This is a genomic window from Staphylococcus ureilyticus (assembly GCF_025558845.1).
GTDB lineage: Bacteria > Bacillota > Bacilli > Staphylococcales > Staphylococcaceae > Staphylococcus > Staphylococcus ureilyticus.
This window is the reverse complement of record NZ_CP094825.1, coordinates 2,138,481-2,160,222: the sequence shown is the minus strand read 5'-3', so window position 1 is coordinate 2,160,222 and position 21,742 is coordinate 2,138,481. Positions and strand designations below refer to the sequence as shown.

The window sequence follows — 21,742 nt, the reverse complement described above, 5'->3', positions numbered from 1 at the left end:
TAACAATTGTTTTGAGCGTGTTAAAGGTGATTTGGAATGTATTTTCAAAAAATATTTTTTAAATAGCGGTTTAAAAATTTTTAAACTTTTGTATAATAAGTGCATGTAACAAAATTATAAAAAGGGAGTTTATTTTATGTTTACTTTGGGAGCATCGTTATCCAGTCAAGTAAATCCAAACTGGCAGACATATATTATGCTTGGTGCGTATTTTGTTGTGCTATTAGTCATTGGATATTACGGCTATAAGCAAGCGACAGGTAATATCAGTGAGTATATGTTAGGTGGTAGAAACATAGGACCTTATGTTACAGCATTATCTGCTGGAGCATCAGATATGAGTGGTTGGATGATTATGGGATTGCCCGGTGAAGTTTATACGACAGGGTTATCAGCTGCATGGTTGGCAATCGGTCTGACTATTGGTGCATACATAAATTATCTCGTTGTAGCCCCACGATTACGTGTGTATACAGTAAAAGCTGGAGATGCAATAACATTACCTGATTTCTTTAGAAATCGTTTAGATGATCAATCAAATGTGGTTAAAATTATATCAGGTGGTATTATTGTCGTGTTCTTTACACTGTATACTCATTCTGGAATGGTTGCAGGTGGTAAATTATTTGATAGTGCTTTTGGTTTAAACTACCATTTTGGATTATTATTAGTTGCTATTATTGTAATTGCGTATACTTTTTTCGGCGGATATTTAGCCGTGTCGTTAACAGACTTTTTCCAAGGGGTAATCATGTTAATTGCTATGGTCATGGTACCAATAGTAGCGATGATGCAATTAAGTGGATTGGATACTTTATCGCAAGCGGCAGATTTGAAACCGACAAACCTTGATTTATTTAAAGGTACAACGGTTATTGGTATCATATCATTCTTTGCTTGGGGCTTAGGTTATTTTGGACAACCACATATTATTGTGCGTTTTATGTCTATTAAATCAGTGAAACAATTACCGACAGCAAGACGTTTTGGCATAGGTTGGATGGCAATTAGCTTACTGGGTGCAGTTGGTGTAGGTCTTGTAGGTATTACATTTGTCAATCGTGGTGGTGTAACACTTGAGGATCCAGAAACACTGTTTATATTAATGGGTCAAATATTGTTCCATCCACTTGTGGGCGGTTTCTTACTTGCAGCTATTTTAGCAGCGATTATGAGTACGATTTCGTCACAACTATTGGTGACATCAAGTTCATTAACTGAAGATTTTTATAAATTGTTCCGTGGTGAGGAAGCAGCAAAAAAACATGAAAAGGAATTTGTTTTTGTGGGACGTATGTCAGTTGTTTTAGTTGCAATTGTATCAATTATCATTGCATGGTCACCTAATGATACAATTTTAAATCTTGTAGGTAACGCTTGGGCAGGTTTTGGTGCTGCATTTGGACCACTTGTATTAATGAGTTTATATTGGAAAGGTTTAAGTCGTACTGGTGCAGTCAGCGGAATGATTTCAGGTGCAATTGTTGTAATTGTTTGGATTGCGTTTGTTAAACCATTAGGTGAAATTAATGATTTCTTTAATTTGTATGAGATTGTTCCAGGATTTTTAACAAGTTTAATTGTTACCATTTTAGTTAGTAAAATGACGAAGAAACCTCAAATTGATGTAGAAGGCGATTTAGAAGAAGTTCGTCAAATAGTAAAAGGTAATAAGTAATCATTATCATTGTAGTTTGATAAAGGGGTAGTATTTTGATTATATAAATATTCAATGAGCACATAAGTAATAGAAAATTTTCTGCTCAAAATTTTAGGGAGAAATTAAAGATCGTGAAAGACTAACTTCAAAGGGGGAAGTTAGTCTTTTTTTATAAAAAAATCAGACAAAAACCCTACGGATTTTGTCTGATTGCTAAGATAGATATCAGTTATACGAGCAAGTGACGTAAAAAGTTTTAAACTAAAGCAAAGCGTACACTTATTGATGTGTGCGATTCTTTTTGTAGATACGAATAAAGAGATATACGACAGCTATAGCGATGATGACATACATAATATATGAATAAGTGTGTAAGCCATTCATTAACGTATCAAAACTGTTGCTCAACATGCTACCTAAGAAGATGAGTGCAATGTTCCAAATTGTAGTACCTATTAACGAAAGAATAGTAAATAATACAATATTCATTCTATTAATGCCTGCTGGTATGGTGATTAATACGCGTAAAACAGGAATAAAGCGACAAAGAAAGACTGCAATAGCACCGTATTTTTTAAACCATTCATTAGCGCGAGCAATATCTTTTCCTTTGAGTTTGATCCATTTTCCATATTTATCAACAAAACGATATAAACGTGCTTCAGAGACGATACTACTGATGTAATAAAGTATGATTAAACCGATTAACGATGAAATGGTAGATATGATAAAAAGTAAAGGTATGGATAAATCAGATTTAACTGTCATCAGTCCTGCAAATGTCAAAATAATTTCAGATGGAATAAAAGGTAATATATTTTCTAATAGGGTTAATATTGCAATAGCAGTATAACCCCATGAATTTATAAAGTTTGTCAGTATTTGTTCCATGGCAATAAGTGTCGCTCCTTTTCTTAATCAAACATGATGGTATTTTTTAATTACTTCTGTATTATAATCTAAATTAATGTGTAATGCATATTTAAGGTAATATAAAGATAATTAATAAATTTGTTGCCTTGAAATTTCAATGCACTGACGGATTTAAGAAAAACTTATTTCAACTAATATTATAGTGAAGATTTAGGTTTTTAAAGAACTGGTGTTAATACCTGTCACATAAACTGTGTACGCTGCTCATAAGAATGAATAAGGTATTATCATAAAATGAAAAAAGTAGTTGTAAGCGATTTCATATTGTGGTAATATCTAGGCACACAATAGGTCATATGATGACTAGTGAAATAGGGAGAGAGTGTGGGTAAAAAAATGGAACAAAAAAGAACAAATATAAGATGGTATTTTGCTATTGCGTTTTTCATTATAGGTGTAATTGCTTATATGGATAGATCAAATATTTCCATTATTGCAGGACCTATGATGGAAGATTTACATTTGACGAAAACACAGTTTGGTTTATTAGCATCATTTTTCTCGTTAGGGTATGCGTTGATGCAAGTACCTTCTGGTTTTTTGGCAGAAAAATTTGGATCTAAAAAAATGTTAACAATTGCGCTCGTATGGTGGAGTGCTTTCACGATTTTAACTGGTGTTGTTAAAAATCATGGTTTATTATATGCTGTACGTTTTTTATTTGGTATAGGTGAGGCACCTATGTATCCTTCGAATGCAGTGTTTAACTCATTTTGGTTTGCTAAAGGTGAAAAAGGACGTGCTTCGAGTGCATTGTTAGCGGGTTCATATTTTGGACCAGTGATTGCACCTGTAGTTACGATTGCTATCGTTAATATGTTTGGATGGCAAGCTGTATTTTATATTTTTGGTGCTATTGGTATTGTCATTGCATTATTATGGATTATTATTTCAAAAGATTTACCGGAACAACATAAAATGGTAAATGAAGCAGAAAAAAGATATATTATGGAAAACCGTGATATCATAAAAACTGAAAAAAGTAACGCGCCGTGGAATATCTTCCTAAGAAGATTTAGCTTTTATGCATTGGCTGCACAATATTTTGTTGTACAATTTGTTGTGTCACTATTCTTAATATGGTTACCTACATATCTAACGGAACAATATAATGTTAAATTAACTGACCCTGATATGGCTTGGGCAGCAGGTGCACCATGGATTGCTATGTTCTTATTAATATTATGTGGCGGTGCAATCTCTGATAAGCTATTACAAAATGGAAAATCAAGATTTGTTGCGAGAGCGTCCATTGCAATCATCGGTTTTGTGGTATTTTGTATCTCATTATTCATGTCAATTCAAACAAACAATTTAGTAGCAAATGTGCTGTGGTTGTCATTATGTTTAGGCGGAATAGGAATTGCTACAGGAATGAGTTGGGCGGCAGCTACAGATTTAGGACGTAATTTTTCTGGTTCAGTATCTGGCTGGATGAATTTATGGGGCAATATCGGTGCATTGCTGAGTCCTTTATTAGCAGGTATGATGGTTGATATTGTTGGTTGGACAGTGACATTAGAATTAGTTATTATCCCAGTCGTGTTTGCAATAATTATGTGGTTTTTTGTTAAACCGGATCAACCGTTAATCATTGAAAAAGAAGAACTTTAATACTCTTATAAACAAACTTTGCAAGAGCGATTATCTCAGGAGGTTATATATGATTTTAGTAACTGCAGTAATGAAGATTAAATCAGAACATAGAGAAAATTATTTAGCAGAGGTTGAACGCTTAGTCATTGCAGCAAATCAAGAAGCAGGTGCATTATATTATGCGCACTTTGAAAATACAAATGAAGCTCAAACTTTTGCTTTTATAGAAAAATATAAAGATCAAGCTGCATTAGAAGCACATAATCAATCAGAACATTTTCAAACATTTTTTAAAGAAATAGAAACTTATTTACTTGAAGCGCCTAAAATAGAAGTTGCTACAATTAAATAATTAATAAAATAAGCGTATAGAAGATAAACATCTATGATTAACGCATAAGCGCCCGTTTCAAATTCAATTGAATAGAAACGGGCGCTTTCATTTTTTTGAAATATTGAAGCGTATTAACTGAACATTTTCCTATGATGGATGCCATCTTGGTAAAACGAAGTTGACGTTTATTTATAGCTTGAATCGATATATATAAATGAAATCAAAGTGTGTTTTATCATAGTTTTAAAGCAAAGCATATAAGGTTGGTATCGAGAAATATTCATGTTTCATTAATGCTTTGTGAGCACAAAGTTATTGGAAAACACAATTATATTGTATAATAGTATGTTGTGAATAGTGAAATTTTTAAAAAAGATACTGATATAAGGAGAGAAAATATCATGCTATATCAACATGGCACGCTCGGTACATTGATGGCTGGATTATTAGATGGCACTATGGAAATGAATGAAATTTTAAAACATGGTGATTTAGGTATCGGTACGTTAACAGGATCAGACGGTGAAGTTATTATATTAGACGGCGTCGCTTATCATGCTGATGCACATGGTAATTTCAAACAACTAGATGGTAGTGAAATGACACCTTTTTCTACGGTCACACCATTTCAACCGGATGTTAGTTTTGAAGTGAGACATATTACTGATTCTGAATATGTATTAAATCAAACTAAAAGCCACGCTGCCAGTGAAAACTTATTTTTTGCGGTTAAAATATCTGGGAAATTTGAAAACGTACATGTTAGAATGATGCCAAAACAAGAAAAACCGTATACTAAACTAATTGAATCGGCTAAACAACAACCAGAGTTTCATTATGATCAAATTGAAGGTACGATTGTTGGTTTTTATGCACCAACACTTTTTCATGTCATAGCTGCCGGAGGTTTCCATTTACATTTTGTAGATAGAGATAAAACAGTAGGTGGACATGTATTGGATTTTGAAATGAATCATGGCAATGTAGAAATAAGTAATATTGAAACACTTGAACAACATTTCCCAGTAAATAACGCGACATTTTTAGAATCTGATATTGATTATTCAACAGTGCACGAAGACATCAAACAATCAGAATAAAATTACTCGTTAAAGTAGAATATAGTAATGATTAAACATATTCATTATAACGATTTGTAGGAAATGCCCTAGCAGAAACCAATAAAAGTGTTAAAATAGTTTAGTAATCGTTAATTAAAATGTATCTGATTTCTCAACCAAAATTTGTGAAATGAACTATTTTACAATGTACTTCCCCAGTTGTAGATTTATGTATTTGATAAAGTGAGCTGAAGGATAAATTAAATATTTTTAATATTGTATAAAAGCAAAGTATTTATATTTAAAGCTATGTATAACAAGTTTTTCACAAAACAAAATGACCTTAACGGGGACGGGACTATGAGATCGAAATATAAATTTTAGATTTCTAACCCGTCTTTTTTATGTTTTTCCATCAAATCAGATGAAATATCATGGTTAAAATAAAATAAAAAGGAGAGGTGAATCGCCATTGATTAAATATTTAAAGTCACTCACAAAATTTAATGCTATGAAAATCGATGTTGCTAAAGGTATTAGACAAGCGATACTAATGTTTTTACCATTAATGATTGGTTATTTAGTCGATTATTTTTCAATCGGTCTATTAATTTCAACAGGTACGTTAGCACATATTTATGTGTTTGGCGGTACGGCAAAGTCTAAACTTCGTACAGTATTTTTTACTTCAATAGTATTTGCATTATCGATGATGTTAGGCACGTTAACTGTCAATCAACCCATCATATTTGGTATTTTATTATTGATTGTAGCAGTAATACCGTATTATGTATTTAGTTCATTAAACATTCCTGGACCATCATCAACTTTTTTTATTGTGGCATTTAGTTTGCCAATTAATTTACCAGTTGCTCCAGATGAAGCATTAATAAGAGGTGTTTCAGTATTTATCGGAGGTTTATTAGCAACATTTGTAGTAATCGTGGTGATTTTACTTTCAAAAGAATCAGCTGAAGTTAAATCAATTAAAAATGATTATAATATTATAAAACAATTAGTTTATAATTTTGATGATCCAAAAGCATTTTCAAAAGCATCCCGATTTGCAGTGACTGCTTTTAGAAATACTGATAACCAACTCATCACTGCAAGTTCTGCCAAATCTCAAAAGTCACCACAATTCCAACGTTTAATATTGCTACATAATATTGCACAAGGTATACATTCAGAATTACTGGAATTAAATGAAAAAAATGTACGGCCTTTACCTCAAGATATTAAATTGATGGTAGACTACGTAATCAATTTAGTATATACGCAAGGTAAGACAAATAAAACATGGACACGCCAAGTTGATATTGATGAAGCTTATCAAAAACTTGTAGATAATATATTCAAAGTTGATGCCATAATGAATGCAAATGATGCACAACTGGAACACGAAGTGGATATACGTGTACCTATTTATGGTCATCGATTAGTTACGAATTTGACAATAGATTCATTTGTCTTTAGAAATACTATACGCTATATCGTTATTATGGCAATTGCGATTTTTATCGCATTGATGTTTGATTTTGACAAAGCATATTGGATTCCACTTAGTACGCATACAGTATTATTAGGTTCAACTACATTACACAGTTTTGAACGTGCTGGATCAAGAGGTATCGGTACGATTATAGGTGTACTTGTACTGTCATTAATACTATTGTCTACACCACCTGTACCTATCGCTATATTACTCCTTGCGGTTGCAGCAGGTATAACAGAAATATTTGTTGGAGCAAATTATTCATTTGCAGTTATATTTATCACAATTCAAGTTATATTATTAAATGGTTTAGCATCGAACCATCTCTCGATTTTAATAGCACTTCCACGAATTATTGATGTGATTGTTGGTATTATTATTGCTGTTGTTTCGCTACTGATCATAGGTAGAAAGACTGCTTCTTCAATGTTACCAGGCACGCTTGCTACAGTAGCTCGTAATGAAGCAGTGTTATTCCATTATTTATTTTCAAGCAACAAATACTCATCGAGAGAGCGAGATAAAAAAGAAATGTTGCATTTAAGTGTTCAACTAAACAATATGAAACAAATATATAATAGTGCGAATGGTGAAGTATTTAGTAATAAAAGGGTTATACAATACTATTATCCTAGTATATATGCACTAGAAGAAATCAGTTTTATGCTGACGAGGGCATTAAGTAATGAAAAACGTTACCATATTAATGATGAAACCATGGGAGAGTATTTGTTAGTATTTGAAAACATTGCTAAACATTTTGAAATCGGTTCTAATATCAATGTTCAAGAAATGGCAACTTTACCACAATACATGCACATTAGAACTTCTTTAATGAGTATTCAACATAATTGTCAAAATGCAAGACAAGCAAATAAATCACCTCATGAATAATGCAAAACAAGCCAATGTTACGGTAGTTAATATCCGATGACATTGGCTTGTTTTATATTTAAAATTTAATGAAGTGTTTTGTGAAGTCTTTACAAATATGGAAAAATAACAATGCTCTAATAAGCATTTCTACTTTCCGATATCTAGTTGGAATCTTGTTGTTTTCTAGCTTTTTCTTCTTCTTCTTGTCTTTTTTTCTTTATATCTTCTTGTGCTTTTCTTTGTTGTTGTTCTTGTTGTTGTTGTTCTTGTTGTTGTTGTTCTTTATGCAATTGCTTGTATCGCTGTTTTTGTCTATATCCGTAAGTACTTTCAAGTATGAGTGCTTCATTATTTAGACCAACACCTATTGCACCAGCTACAGTCGAAATTGATGCAGCAAACCAAGCTAAGTTTATGTAAGTTGTTAAACCTGCAGATGTTTTTAATTGTAATGCTTGACCTAAATAATCTGAGGGGAGCACAATTAAACTTGCAATCAAAAAGAGTGAGAACAAAATAAAGTAATAAATAATAACTGAAACAGTTAAAGTCATCGTTGTAGTTAAGTTGTATAAGGTAGTGATTTGCTTATTCGTGCTCTCTTTTTTTGATTCCCATAAATTATGTGCAATGATCATCCAAATCATCATACCGAAAATTGCTACAAGCATCATTAATAACAAGCGCCACTCAGAATATACAAAGCTTAAATTCCACATTGTCGTAAAAATGATTCCAAAGGCACCTGTAGTGAAGGCGATTGCCACAACATTACTTAAGCTTTTTAACATGTTAAATGGGTTGTTTGCAAATGTCATACCACTAACAAGACGAAAAATACCTTTAGACTTGGACGATACGTAATATTGCGTATGTTGAGAGGTAGTATTTTCAAAGTAAACAGTTCGTGATTGTAAATTTGATAAAGGAAACTGTGCATTCATCAATGACATAGCGTCATGATTATTGTTAATTTTTTCAGAATGCTTAAATTCATCTATTGCCTTTAGAATAGCCAATATAGAGTTTTGAATTCTTTTTTTGATTGGACGCCATCCATAAGCAGGGATAGAAATTAAACTAGCACCATTTTGTCTATTGATATCAATGGCAACTACTTTTTGTTGTTCAATCATCGGTAGGTCAGTGAGTCCAATTGTAAAATGCCATTGATTATGCTCTTGATAATCAGCAATTTTACTGAAAATTTGTTGGACGCTTTCTGCTGAACCAGTCAAAGGATCAATAATTGTATCGATTTCCCATTTAACTGAATGCTCATATTGCTCACTAAGGATGTGGGGCAAATCAATTTCAAGATTACGCGCTACTTTTTCAGTGACGCCCGGTGCAGCAATAATACCTATTTTAGCCGTTGTTGTGTTCATTTAATCCCTCCTCATGATGTGATTGTTTTTCGCCCTCGTAGTAATCAGCTTTTGCATATGCGCTAGAGCTATCTTCATCTTCTTGTTCCAGTGATTTAGATCTATAGTATTGTCTAAAAGAATACGTCACACGTTTAATTTTTTCAGCATTTTCAACAGTGGATCCCATAGCGCCAGCGAGTATACCTAATGACGTAATAAACCAAATTAAGTTAATATAATTTAAAATAGTTGGATGCTCACTGTTTAATGATGTCCAATTTGAAAACAACTCGGGAGGTACAAATAATATTGTACTTAGAGATAACAAGATATATAGTACTATAAAATTTAAAAAGGTGATGGTCAATAAGGTTGTGAAGGTCGTGATGTTATAAATAAAGCGATAAAGTTTTTGTGTATTAGCGCTAGGTCTTTCCCATAATTTATAAGAATAAATTAGCCAACCAACCATGCCTAATACAGATAGTAACATCAGTAAAATATACCGCCAGTAACTATAATCAAGACTGATATCCCAAGGTGTAGAAAATATTGCTATATAAGTTCCTGTGGCAAATGAAACAGATATGATTTTTTTAAAATCAAAAATGGCAGACCAAGGTTCATTGGCAAAAGTCATGCCACAAATCAAATGAAGCCAACCTAAAAATGTAGATTTGGCAATGATACGGGATCTATAATTTTCATTATTATCCTTAGGTATGACTTCTTTAAATTGAGTCAATTTAAAATGCTTAAAGTTTAAAGTGTTTTTGTTTCTACCAGAAGAATGTAAATATTCAATAATAAATATTAAGCACTGTCTTAATTTCTCTTTTAACTTAAAGTTTCCCAACGCTGGTAATGATAAAAGTGCTGTTTTAGTATCGAAATCAATATCACATAATGCACTTTTATTTTTAGAAAAATTAGGTAAATCCGTAATACAAATTGTATAATCCCAATTTTTTTGTTGTTTCATATTGGATGCAATATCCAAAACTTTATCCATATGTTCCGCAGTACCAATCATAGATGCAACGTGTATTTCAAATTGCCATTCCACGCCATTATCTACATGTTTTGTGAAATCTTTTGGGAGCTCTGAATAAATTTTGTTGATTAATTTATGAGGCATGTCAGGAGAAGGGATTAAGCCAATGGATAGATTCATGTTAGTTAAACCTCCTTTTATTTAACACTGATTCTTACTCTTCATTCCCTTTCAATTATTGAACAAATCATAGTTGTCTTAAATATTTATATCATTTTTAATGCATTTATTTAGTTTGTTAAAGGAAAAAAGAGGTAAAAGAGAATTAATATAAGTTTTGAAGATGGAGGTTTTATCACATGCCTTGGACGATGGAAGATTATCCACAAAGTTGGAAAAATATGGAAAACTTGGAAAGAAAAAAAGCGATAGACATTGGAAATGCAATGCTTAAAGATGGATATCAAGAGGACAATGCGATTCCAATCGCTACAAAACAAGCTGAAGATTGGTACAAAAATGCGACTGAAGATGAATTGAAAGCGTTGAAAAATAAAAAAATCACTGTGCATGAACGTGATCAATCTGTAAATCCACAATTAAATTATAAAGATGTTCATGTCTATTATGAGAATAGTGAGTGGAAAATAAAGTCTGATGGTGCGAAACAAGCTACGGATAGCTTCGATAAAAAGGCAGATGCTATGAAGCGAGCACGTAACATTGCAGATAATAGAAGGACTCAAATTATTGAACATAAAATGGACGAATAGTGTGAAAAAACGTGAAGGCGAAGCTGAAAATGTATTTGATTTAGTAGAATAGAGACTTTTGTATGTATAAGTGAAAAAACAAAACATGTCAATTGAAGTAGTTGGCTTTAGAACAAACAATAGGCAGCTATGGATTTTTATGAGCTCAAACAGCCGAAACTGAAAAATGCCCTTTCACATATCAAGTAATCTCTGACTCGAACCATTCATTGATAAATATTCACTGTATTGTTTCAAGTAGTCTTTAAATTTAGCTATAATGTTTGGAAAGAGATGAATTATTGGAGGTACCATTTATGTACATTGAACGTAAACCAACGTTGAATATGGATGATTTGAAAGAAGAATTTAAAGAGAGTTTATCATATATAAATAATTATGAAGAAGCATTTGAAATGGTCATTGATTTTGTTGCTTTAGAGCAATTATATTCATCCGCACTAAAAGAAATTAGCACTAAACTTGATATTTTAGACGATCATTTTCAACAATTGTATAAACATAATCCAATCCATCACATGGAACGTCGTGTTAAGGAAATGAGAAGTCTGATTAAAAAGTTAGATCGAAAAGGATATCAAATCAACACAGCGTCAGCGAAGGCATATATTTATGATATTGCAGGTATAAGAGTTGTTTGTAATTATATAGATGATATTTATGTTATTGAAGAATTATTGTTAAAACAGGCGGATGTTCAGTTATTAAAACGAAAAGATTATATTATGAATCCAAAAGATAACGGTTATAGAAGTTTGCATATTGTAGTGTCAATACCGGTGTTTTTAGCGAATTCTGTAGAAAAAGTACCAGTAGAAATTCAAATTAGAACAATAGGTATGGATATGTGGGCGAGTTTAGAACATAAAATACGTTACAAAAATAATAAAAATACAGAGGATTATAGGGAAATTTTAAAACAATGTGCCAATGAAATTACAACTGTTGAAAGTAAAATGCAAAATATTCATTCCGAAATTTTTGAGAATTAGAGTCTTAAACAAATATTATGCACTAAAAACGAATGTTACACTTGCTCGTTACGTTAGGTCACCATGTATGATTAACGTCAAGGAGGTTATTTTATGACACTATATCAAACAGGAGAACTAGCAAAGCATTGCAATGTAACAGTAAGAACAATTCAGTATTATGATAAAAAAGGACTCCTACAATCGATGCCATCATCAAGTAATGGTAGACGATTATTTGACGAACAAAGCAAAGTAAATTTAGAAATTATCTTAATATTGAAATCGATAGGTTTTTCATTGAAAGACATAAAAATATTACTAACAGATGACAAAAAGTTACAAGCAGTAAAAGTTATGTTACATCTAAAGAAAACTGAAATTAATGAAGAAATTGAAAAATTGAAACTTACTGCTTATCAAATGAAACAACTGGAAAGCAGTATCAGTGAAGATGCGCAAGCACCTATTGAAAAATTGATTAACACACATAAATATGTCATTCAAAATCAGCGTGGCATGACGTTATACATGCCACTGCTATATAAGCTGAGTCCTGCGATCATAATACAATATACATCTATCATCGCTAGCGTATTATTAAAAAAATGGATGCCTTTTTTATCAACATTACCTATTCTAGTAATTTATGCTGGCATTATGACAAAAGGGATATATCAACGTGTGAGTTATTTATGTCCGAATTGTCAACAAATATTTAAACCTAAATTGTCGACGTGGATGTTTGCTGCACATACACCTAAAACTAGAAAATTACAATGCCCGCATTGTTACCAAACACATCATTGTGTAACAACGTTAAAAACAGGAAATCATTAAAATGAAAAAATCGGTATGTCGAGTGAAAACTTGATATGCCGATTTTTTATGGAATTGGGAGACGCTCCGCATAATTGCAAGCGCTTGCAATTATACAGGATGTATATTACTATACTTGTATACAAGTATATCGATTGAGTGGAGAGGTGAAGTCGTTTGGAATATATTTATCCAGAACAATGGCTTGAAGGTGTTTCTAAAGGTGAAATGATTGCTTCGGAAATACGTTTAAGGATTGTTGATAGCATGATTACACCAGACACATTGTTAACCGAAAACCAAATTGCCAATGAATTTAATGTGAGTCGTTCTCCAGTAAGAGATGCATTTAAATTATTAAAGCAAGATCAGTTGATTCATTTAGAACGTATGGGCGCCTACGTTTTACCTTTTAATGATAATGAAAAAAAAGAACTGTATGATTTAAGAATTATGCTAGAATCATTTGCTTTTAATAAGATAAAAAAAGATAATCATGAGCAAATTGTTAAAGAAATGCGGAAACAACTAGAAATGATGAGAGTTGCTGTTAAATTTGAAGACGCAGAGGCATTTACAGAACACGATATGAAATTTCATGAAGTGACGATATTAGCTTCTAAACATCAGTATCTAAAAACATTTTGGAACAATTTGAAGCCAGTGATGGAAGCGCTTATCTTGTTATCCATGCGCAAACGTATGACTGAAAATCCGGTTGATTTTGAACGAATTCATCATAATCATGAAGTGTTTATCGATGCGGTTGCAAAGCAAAGTGCAACAAAACTAAGAGAAGCATTTCATTTGAATTTTGACGATGTTGGCGAAGATATAGATAGTTTTTGGATGAAAGAGTAATTGTGAAACAAGAGGTACAATAGGAGGAAAAACTATGAAATACATGATAGGTGTTGATATAGGTACGACAAGTACAAAAGCAGTGCTTTATGATGAAAAAGGGCAGTTTATTATGAAACATAATATTGGCTATCCTTTGCATACACCAAATGTGGAGGTGTCAGAAGAAAATCCTGATGAGTTATTTGATGCAGTATTGATGACGATTAAATATGTTATGAGGGAAGCCAATGTTCATAAAAATGATTTGAAATTAATTTCATTTAGTGCTCAAATGCATAGTTTGATTGCAATGAATGCAAGTCATCAACGATTAACTGAGAATTTGACTTGGGCAGATAATCGTGCGACAAAATATGCAGAAATGATTAAAGACAAATATGACGGTGATGCGATATACAGTAGAACAGGTACGCCTATACATCCAATGTCACCTCTATCTAAAATATTTTGGATGAAACACGAACAACAAGAAATATATAATCAAACAGCGATGTTTGCAGACATTAAGACATATATTTTTTATCAGTTATTTGAAACCTATGTGATTGATCAATCGATGGCTTCATCTACTGGCATGTTTAACTTAGAGAATTTAGATTGGGATCAAGAAGCATTAGCGTTGTTAGGCATTCGTAAATCTCAATTGCCTGAAATTGTGCCGACAACACATATATTAAAAGGAATGAAACGTCGTTACGCAACATTAATGGGTATTGACGAAAATACGCCAATTATTGTAGGTGCTAGTGATGGCGTATTGTCAAATTTAGGCGTAAATGCGTTTAAAAAAGGTGAAGTTGCTGTAACCATTGGAACTTCTGGCGCCATAAGAACAGTAATAGATAAACCACGAACAGATTATAAAGGTAGAATTTTCTGTTATGTTTTGACGGAAGATCATTATGTCATTGGAGGACCAGTGAATAATGGAGGCGTGGTATTACGATGGCTACGTGACGAATTATTGGCGAGTGAAGTGGAAACAGCAAAACGTTTAGGCGTCGACCCTTATGATGTACTGACTAAAATTGCTAATCGTGTGAAACCGGGCGCAGATGGGTTGATATTCCATCCATATTTAGCAGGTGAACGTGCACCATTGTGGAATGCAGATGCACGAGGTTCATTCTTTGGCTTAACGCTAGCTCACAAGAAAGAACATATGATTCGAGCAGCGTTAGAAGGCGTTCTTTATAACCTTTATACAGTTTATTTAGCATTAGTCGAAGTAATGAATGAAACACCGTCCACGATAAAAGCAACGGGAGGGTTTGCTAAAAGTGAAGTGTGGCGGCAAATGATGGCAGATATCTTTAATACGAATTTAATCGTACCAGAGAGTTATGAAAGCTCATGTTTAGGCGCTTGTGTACTTGGCATGAAGGCACTTGGTGAAATTGAAGATTTTTCTATTATTGAAGAAATGGTGGGTACAACAAATCAGCATCGTCCAAATCAAGATAATGTGAATGTTTATCAAAAACTCATTTCAATTTTCATCAATTTAAGTCGCTCATTAGAAGAACGCTATGCTGAAATCGCTACGTTTCAGCGTGAACATGTGGTTGAAGATAAATAGTAGATACGATTTATTGGTACAAACTGAGTGAATGATAAGCTATAAATAAAAATATGTAAATTCCATTTAAGGCTATCATTTCATTCAGTTTAAAAAATTTAAAATTTTAAACATTTAAGTAAGCGTTATCATTGAGAGGGTAAGCCCTTTTGATATTATGAACGATTATGTTAAGTGTTGAAGGGGAGAACAATTATGTTTGAAACAATTTGGCCATTAATTACAGTGGTTATAGGTATCGTTGTATTATTATCATTGATTATATTCTTGAAGTTAAATACATTTATATCATTAATTATTACATCTATTATCACTGCTATTTTACTCGGAATGCCGTTAGATAAAATTATAGAAACCATTGAAAATGGTATGGGAAGTACTTTAGGACATATTGCTCTAATTTTTGGTTTAGGTGCGATTTTAGGTAAACTATTGGCTGATGGTGGTGGTGCTACACGTATTGCCGATACATTGATTAAAAAGTTTGGATACAAACACGTACAATGGGCAATGTTGATTGCAGCCTTTATTGTAGGTATAGCGTTATTCTTTGAAGTAGGATTAGTACTATTAATACCATTAGTATTTACAATTGCAAAACGCGCGAATGTATCACAATTAAAAATTGGACTTCCTATGGTTGTAGCACTATCTGTGACACACGGATTCTTACCACCACATCCGGGACCAGTTGTAATTGCTAAAGAACTACAAGCTAATTTAGGTCATGTGTTACTTTACGGCATAATCATAGCAATACCTGTTACCATTATTGCAGGGCCATTATTTAATAAAGTGGCACAAAAAATTACGCCAACTGCTTATCAACGCGAAGGTGATATCTCAGCTTTAGGTGCACAAAAAGAATTTTCAGAGTCTGAAATGCCTGGATTTGGTATCAGTTTACTAACTGCAATTTCACCAGTTATTCTTATGTTACTTTCTACAATTGTTCAGTTAGTGACGGGTAATGAAGAAGCTACAAATGGCTTTGAATCCTTCATTTACTTTATTGGTACTGCTGGTACAGCGATGTTAATTGCCGTTTTGTTTGCAATTATAACAATGGGTGTCAGACAAGGTAGAAAAAATGCTGAAATCATGGATTCTGTATCAAACGCAATCTATCCTATTGGAATGATGATTTTAATTATAGGCGGCGGTGGTACTTTCAAACAAGTACTGATAGATGGTGGTGTTGGTGACACAATAGCTAAAATGTTTGAAGGTACTGAAATGTCTCCTATATTACTAGCATGGGTAGTTGCAGCCGTTTTAAGAATTGCTTTAGGCTCATCTACAGTAGCCGCAATTTCATCAACAGGCATTGTATTGCCATTACTACAATCATCGGACGTGAATGTTGCATTAGTAGTATTAGCAATTGGCGCAGGTAGTGTTATCTTATCTCATGTGAATGACGCAGGCTTTTGGATGTTTAAAGAATATTTTGGTTTAACTGTTAAAGAAACGTTTCTAACTTGGTCATTACTTGAAACGGTTATTTCTGTTTCAGGATTAGTTTTTATTTTTATATTAAGTATCTTTGTATAATAAAATCACATAAAAACACATATAAATGGGTGTGTGTTACGAAATAGAGTCTGGAACATAAAGTTCTTGAACAAGTGAAAAAAGGCAATTTCTATTGAAATAATATAGAAATTGCCTTTTTCAATATTGTTTTAAGTATAGTTAGGCCATTGATTTACTACTTGGGTTAATATAGGTCCATATTTTTAAAAATATTTTAATGTGAATTTAGACATAAATAAGTCGTAGTATTGATGAGTAACAATGAATCGCGCAGATGGATTGAATTAAATCATCTGTATGTTATTTTTCTAGGGTATATGTTCCAAATGTTATTTTGCATGAATTGCTCAGTCTTTTAAGTATTTCAACATAAATTATGGATAAAATGATAAAATTGAGTAATCGTAGAAATTTTAAGTAGTTTAGATGTCAAATATACAATAATCATAGCTATTATAATTGAAATTTTATTTAAGTTGTATATAGTAGACTCAATAAGGGGGTAACATGATGAAAAGAATATTACTGATTGCTAGTGCTTTTATCGGTGTCATCGTTGGTGCTGGATTTGCTTCTGGACAAGAAGTGCTGCAATATTTTACTAGTTTTGGTATTTTGGGCACTTTGGGTGCTATCATTACCACAGCGTTGTTTGCTTATGTTGGGATGATGCTTGTTTGGTTAGGGAGTAAGTTTGATACAGATTCACATAAAGTCGTTATACATAATATTACTGGAAAATCATTATTTGGAAAATTATTGGGATGGATTATTGATTTAGTCATTATCTTTACTTTGTTTGGTGTCGGTGTAGTGATGATTGCAGGTGCTGGGTCAAACTTAAATCAACAATTTGGGGTACCATCGCTCGTTGGTACATTATTAATGACTGTATTAATCATCCTTGCAGGAATGTTAAAGGTAGAAGGTGTAGTTAAAGTTATTGGCAATATTACGCCGTTTTTAATTATTTTTATATTAATTATTTCGATTTATAGTTTCTTAACTACAAATGTACCATTTTCTGAATTAAATACAATTTCAGATGCGAAGCCTTCGACATTGCCTAATTGGTTTGTTGCAGGTATTAATTATGCTTCATTTAATACAGCAGTAGGTGCTTCAATGGCTATTGTAATGGGTGGAGCAGAAAAAAATTCAAAAGTAGCAGCAATTGGAGGCTTAGTAGGTGGCCTGATTTTGGGTGCTATGATTGTCTTAAGTCATTTAGCAATTTTTACACAAATCAATATTGTCGGTAATATGGAAATGCCTATGTTAGGTATTGTGAACCATATATCACCAATTCTAGGTATCATTATGGCAATCGTGATATTTGGTATGATATTCAATACAGGACTGGGTATGTTTTATGCATTTGCAACACGTTTCACTGTTGTAGATTCTATACGTTTTAAGATATTTTATACTATTACAATCCTTGTAGGACTTTGCTTAAGTTTTGTCGGATTTACGGATTTAGTAGCAATCTTCTATCCATTAATCGGTTATTTAGGTTTGGTGCTTATCTTTGTCTTATTCTATGCGCCGTTTAAATTAAAATTTGGTAAGAAACAATAGACACAGAGTGATCAATAGCCTTACATGCCTAAATATATAAAATTCTAAAAATAAATTAAATATTTTTTATTCATTTGATACTCTATTCCTTAATATTTAGATATAATAAAAATATAAGGAATGGGGTGTTTTTTATGAAAAATGAAACGCTAGAAATATTGCAAATGCATGCTATACAATTGTTGGGTATTCAGTTAGAAGGTTATGATATGGACAACATAAAGGCAATTAGTAACCATATTAAGACACCCTTTATGAATACTACCAAAAAACAATATAGAAATGAGTTAAAACATTTTATTGTGCATATGCAAAGTAATAAAATTTATCACTATAAAAATAGTTTTAATGTAAGCTTTTTGATTTTTAAATTTAAAAAATATAGAAAAATATATATTATTGGACCTTATATGGATAAACGACCCAATGAGCGCCAATGTAATGAAATGTTACTAAATTTAAATATTAAAATTTCTAAGCTGCCTACACTGAAACAATATCTACTTAAAATACCAATATGTCATCATGTTAAAGCACAAAAAATGTGTCGTTTAGCAATTCGTTTTTTGAAGAAAAGAAATATTGTCTACGAAACGGTAGAAATTGACTTCAGTTTTCATGCAAATGAAACATTTTTAGCTGATTCTAAGCTTCAAAGTGATTACACATTACAAGAAATAGAATATAGATATAATTTAGAAAATCAATTGTTGACTGCAGTAGAAAACGGAAATGTCGAAGAAGCATTAACGATTTTAAAAAAGATGAGTTTGTCTGTGACTGGTTTACGTCGAGTGAAGGATGATTTATCAAATGAACAATATAAAGCATATTTGATCAATACTTTATGCCGTAAAGCTGGTGAAAAAGCGGGTGTAAGTCTCATACACATCGATGAAATATCCGCTCGATATGCTGCAATGATTGATCGGACATTGGATGTAGAAGTATTAGAAGAATTAACGTATACAATTGTTAAGGAATATGCAGAAAGGGCTATGAAAATTAAAGCGAATGCCTTTAGCCCTAAAGTAAGTAAAGTGATTCAATATATTGAAAGAAACTTAGATAGTAATTTAACTTTAGAAGAATTAGCGAATTATGTAAATTTGGCGCCTAGTTATCTATCAAGAATCTTTAATCAGGAATGTCATCAATCTTTATCGCAATTTATTACAGCACTAAGAATAAAAAAAGGGCGTGACTTAATAGCTCGGACAAAAATGACTGTTGCCGAAGTGGCAAAATATGTTGGTTTTAAGGAACAAAGTTATTTCGCACAATGTTTTAAAAAGCAATATGGCAAGACACCATTAAAATATCGGACAGAACATAAAGAATTTTATTAGCAGATATAATGAAAAATCAGAAAATTAAATATTCAATAAAAAAATTGTAAAAAAAATTAGGAAAATATCAAAAAAATCATAATTATCTCTGAAAATAATTAAAATAGCACTAATTCACATTAAACTTAGAGCTAATTTAATATTTTTCGCGCAATTGCATGTAATAAAGTATAGTATCAATTTGGATTGGCGTTATTACAGACTTTAGCAATAGTTGAAAAAAAATAGCATAGATGGATAAGTAAGACACATTTTTAACAACGTTGTTATTTTTTATTGACTGTTGCCATTATAAAAATATAATAAAAGTAAGAGCTCTATCAAAAAGTGTTAAGGGTGTATGCACGTGAAAATAATAAGCGAATCTATTCTAGAGGGTTAAAAATTTTTATGTACGTAAGAAAACGCTTTCAATTCTATGGGGGGAAGTTATGATTGATGGCCACATTCAATAAAACAGACTATGAAACTGCAAAGATGAGGTGTACAAATGTTGTTTCGATAGTGGAAAGAGGTAATCCTTATGGTTACAGCCAGATTAAAACCGGCAAATAAGAAATTGAAAAAATTTAATGAAATTGAATCACCGAAATTGAAATTCAAAGAAAAACTAGCTTATGGATTTGGGGATTTAGGTAACGGATTAATGTTTGATATGGGGCAAATTTATTTATTGCTTTTTTATACAGATATTTTGGGAATTCCGTCTGCCGTTGGTGGTCTCGTATTTTTAGTTGCTAAATTTTTCGATGCATTTGTAGACACGGGTGTAGGAACTCTTGTCGATAATCAGAAGAATTTTTCAAAACGAGGAAAATTTAGACCATTTATTTTATATGGGAGCGTTCCTTTAGCAATATTGACTGTTTTAACTTTTATTTCTCCTGATATCAGTGAAACAGGTAAAATTATATGGGCATTTGGAACATATTTACTATTCAATGCTGCTTATTCTGTCGTGAATATACCTTATGGTTCATTGTCTGCCTCAATGACGATTAATGCGGATGATCGAACACAATTATCAGTGTTTCGTAATTTAGGGTCACAAGGTGCCATGTTTATTTCAGGCATTGTTATTATTCCGTTAGTAAGTCTATTTCCGAATCATGCGATTGGTTATCCGATTGCAGTAGGAATACTTGCAATTGCAGGTGTGACACTACATATGTTGTGTTATAAGGGGGTTAAAGAGCGTCATACAATTGAACGTCCACAAGTAAAAGGTTTAGGGCGTAAAGCGTTTTTTAATTTACTGAAAAATAGACCATTTATAATTTTAGCAATTTATACATTGCTAACGATTACTGCTTTATTTTTACAACAAGGTGCGCAACTATATTATTACAAAAATGTACTTGGTTTTGATAATTTAATAGGAATTGTAAGTACATTGAATTTTATTGTTTTAATACCAGCATTATTCCTAACTACTTTCTTAAGTAAAAAAGTAGGTAAAAAAATGACAGCAGTCATAGGCGTAAGTGGTTTTATTATTTTCCAAATTGTGAACTTTTCGTTATTTTCAGAGCAAATTGTACTTTTCTTAATATTTAACACGATTGCACAATTATTCTTAGTTATTCCAAATACGGTGACATGGGCGTTTATAGCTGATGTTGTAGAATACGGACAATGGCAATCAGGACTTAGATCTGAAGGTATTATTTATGCAAGTTATAGTTTTACTAGAAAAATTTCACAAGGCTTAGCAGGTTTTATACCAGGTATGGCATTAACAATTATTGGTTATGTACCTAATGCGGCACAAACGCCTGATACAATATTCGGTTTGAAAATATTATTCTTTGTGGTACCCGCGGTCATTTGTTTAGTTGCAGTGATACTTTTCTTCATTGCATACCCATTAACAGATCAGAAACATAAACAAATTGTTAAAGAACTAGCACTTAGAGAGGAATTATAACTATTTTGTATTTAATTTTATGAG

General features: G+C 32.2%; 17 protein-coding genes. 14 read left to right on the top strand and 3 right to left on the bottom strand.

Annotated features, from left to right (window positions below; translation table 11 throughout):
- Positions 1-136 precede the first annotated feature (136 nt).
- A complete protein-coding gene (gene putP, locus MUA21_RS10770) occupies positions 137-1,678 on the top strand; it encodes a sodium/proline symporter PutP (protein ID WP_107525197.1) in 1,542 nt (513 codons plus the stop codon).
- A 261-nt stretch (positions 1,679-1,939) separates the two neighbouring features.
- Here putP and uptA read toward each other — a convergent pair whose 3' ends face one another.
- Positions 1,940-2,551 carry an undecaprenyl phosphate transporter UptA gene (uptA, locus tag MUA21_RS10765; RefSeq protein ID WP_262561249.1) on the bottom strand — a complete coding sequence of 204 codons (612 nt, stop codon included), beginning with the start codon at positions 2,549-2,551 and terminating at the stop codon, positions 1,940-1,942.
- A gap of 378 nt (positions 2,552-2,929) precedes the next feature.
- Between uptA and MUA21_RS10760 the strand changes: the two genes are divergently transcribed.
- The 4 genes from MUA21_RS10760 (at position 2,930) to MUA21_RS10745 (ending at position 7,973) form a co-directional block, all read left to right on the top strand.
- The gene (locus tag MUA21_RS10760; protein ID WP_070037731.1) at positions 2,930-4,207 is read left to right on the top strand and encodes a pyruvate MFS transporter; all 1,278 of its coding nucleotides are present in this window, start codon (positions 2,930-2,932) and stop codon (positions 4,205-4,207) included.
- Between the two features lie 49 nt (positions 4,208-4,256).
- Positions 4,257-4,541, top strand: coding sequence for a putative quinol monooxygenase (locus MUA21_RS10755; RefSeq protein WP_107525194.1), 285 nt, complete (start codon positions 4,257-4,259; stop codon positions 4,539-4,541).
- A 383-nt stretch (positions 4,542-4,924) separates the two neighbouring features.
- Complete coding sequence (gene budA / locus MUA21_RS10750) at positions 4,925-5,623, top strand: acetolactate decarboxylase (protein ID WP_262561247.1); 699 nt, start codon at positions 4,925-4,927, stop codon at positions 5,621-5,623.
- 433 nt (positions 5,624-6,056) lie between these two features.
- Complete coding sequence (locus tag MUA21_RS10745) at positions 6,057-7,973, top strand: FUSC family protein (protein ID WP_019470067.1); 1,917 nt, start codon at positions 6,057-6,059, stop codon at positions 7,971-7,973.
- A gap of 143 nt (positions 7,974-8,116) precedes the next feature.
- Here the strand turns inward: MUA21_RS10745 and MUA21_RS10740 are convergent, their stop codons facing one another.
- Both MUA21_RS10740 and MUA21_RS10735 read right to left on the bottom strand, forming a co-directional pair.
- The gene (locus MUA21_RS10740) at positions 8,117-9,343 is read right to left on the bottom strand and encodes a 5,10-methylene-tetrahydrofolate dehydrogenase (RefSeq protein WP_262561246.1); all 1,227 of its coding nucleotides are present in this window, start codon (positions 9,341-9,343) and stop codon (positions 8,117-8,119) included.
- Positions 9,324-10,499, bottom strand: coding sequence for a hypothetical protein (locus MUA21_RS10735; RefSeq protein ID WP_107525190.1), 1,176 nt, complete (start codon positions 10,497-10,499; stop codon positions 9,324-9,326). Before MUA21_RS10735 ends, MUA21_RS10740 begins: the two co-directional genes overlap by 20 nt.
- A 179-nt stretch (positions 10,500-10,678) precedes the next feature.
- On the opposite strand from MUA21_RS10735, the gene MUA21_RS10730 reads away from it, so the two are divergent.
- From MUA21_RS10730 to MUA21_RS10690, 9 genes are all read left to right on the top strand, one after another.
- Entirely contained in the window at positions 10,679-11,092 is a 414-nt protein-coding gene (locus MUA21_RS10730) for a DUF2188 domain-containing protein (RefSeq protein ID WP_107525189.1), read from the top strand.
- A gap of 296 nt (positions 11,093-11,388) precedes the next feature.
- Positions 11,389-12,084: a GTP pyrophosphokinase gene (locus tag MUA21_RS10725; RefSeq protein WP_064209284.1), complete on the top strand. Its 696-nt coding sequence runs from the start codon at positions 11,389-11,391 to the stop codon at positions 12,082-12,084.
- A gap of 93 nt (positions 12,085-12,177) precedes the next feature.
- Positions 12,178-12,903, top strand: a complete 726-nt coding sequence (locus MUA21_RS10720; RefSeq protein ID WP_262561244.1) for a MerR family transcriptional regulator — start codon at positions 12,178-12,180, stop codon at positions 12,901-12,903.
- 156 nt (positions 12,904-13,059) lie between these two features.
- Positions 13,060-13,743 (top strand): GntR family transcriptional regulator, encoded by a 684-nt coding sequence (locus MUA21_RS10715; RefSeq protein WP_073344153.1) that lies wholly within the window; start codon positions 13,060-13,062, stop codon positions 13,741-13,743.
- Between the two features lie 34 nt (positions 13,744-13,777).
- Complete coding sequence (gene gntK, locus MUA21_RS10710; RefSeq protein ID WP_262561242.1) at positions 13,778-15,325, top strand: gluconokinase; 1,548 nt, start codon at positions 13,778-13,780, stop codon at positions 15,323-15,325.
- A 195-nt stretch (positions 15,326-15,520) separates the two neighbouring features.
- On the top strand, positions 15,521-16,879 hold the full coding sequence (locus MUA21_RS10705; protein WP_262561240.1) for a gluconate:H+ symporter: 1,359 nt from the start codon (positions 15,521-15,523) through the stop codon (positions 16,877-16,879).
- A 492-nt stretch (positions 16,880-17,371) separates the two neighbouring features.
- Positions 17,372-18,442: a YkvI family membrane protein gene (locus MUA21_RS10700; RefSeq protein WP_073344150.1), complete on the top strand. Its 1,071-nt coding sequence runs from the start codon at positions 17,372-17,374 to the stop codon at positions 18,440-18,442.
- A gap of 134 nt (positions 18,443-18,576) precedes the next feature.
- Complete coding sequence (locus MUA21_RS10695; protein ID WP_073344147.1) at positions 18,577-19,791, top strand: helix-turn-helix domain-containing protein; 1,215 nt, start codon at positions 18,577-18,579, stop codon at positions 19,789-19,791.
- A 523-nt stretch (positions 19,792-20,314) separates the two neighbouring features.
- The gene (locus MUA21_RS10690; RefSeq protein ID WP_046206794.1) at positions 20,315-21,718 is read left to right on the top strand and encodes an MFS transporter; all 1,404 of its coding nucleotides are present in this window, start codon (positions 20,315-20,317) and stop codon (positions 21,716-21,718) included.
- The last annotated feature ends 24 nt before the right edge of the window (positions 21,719-21,742 follow it).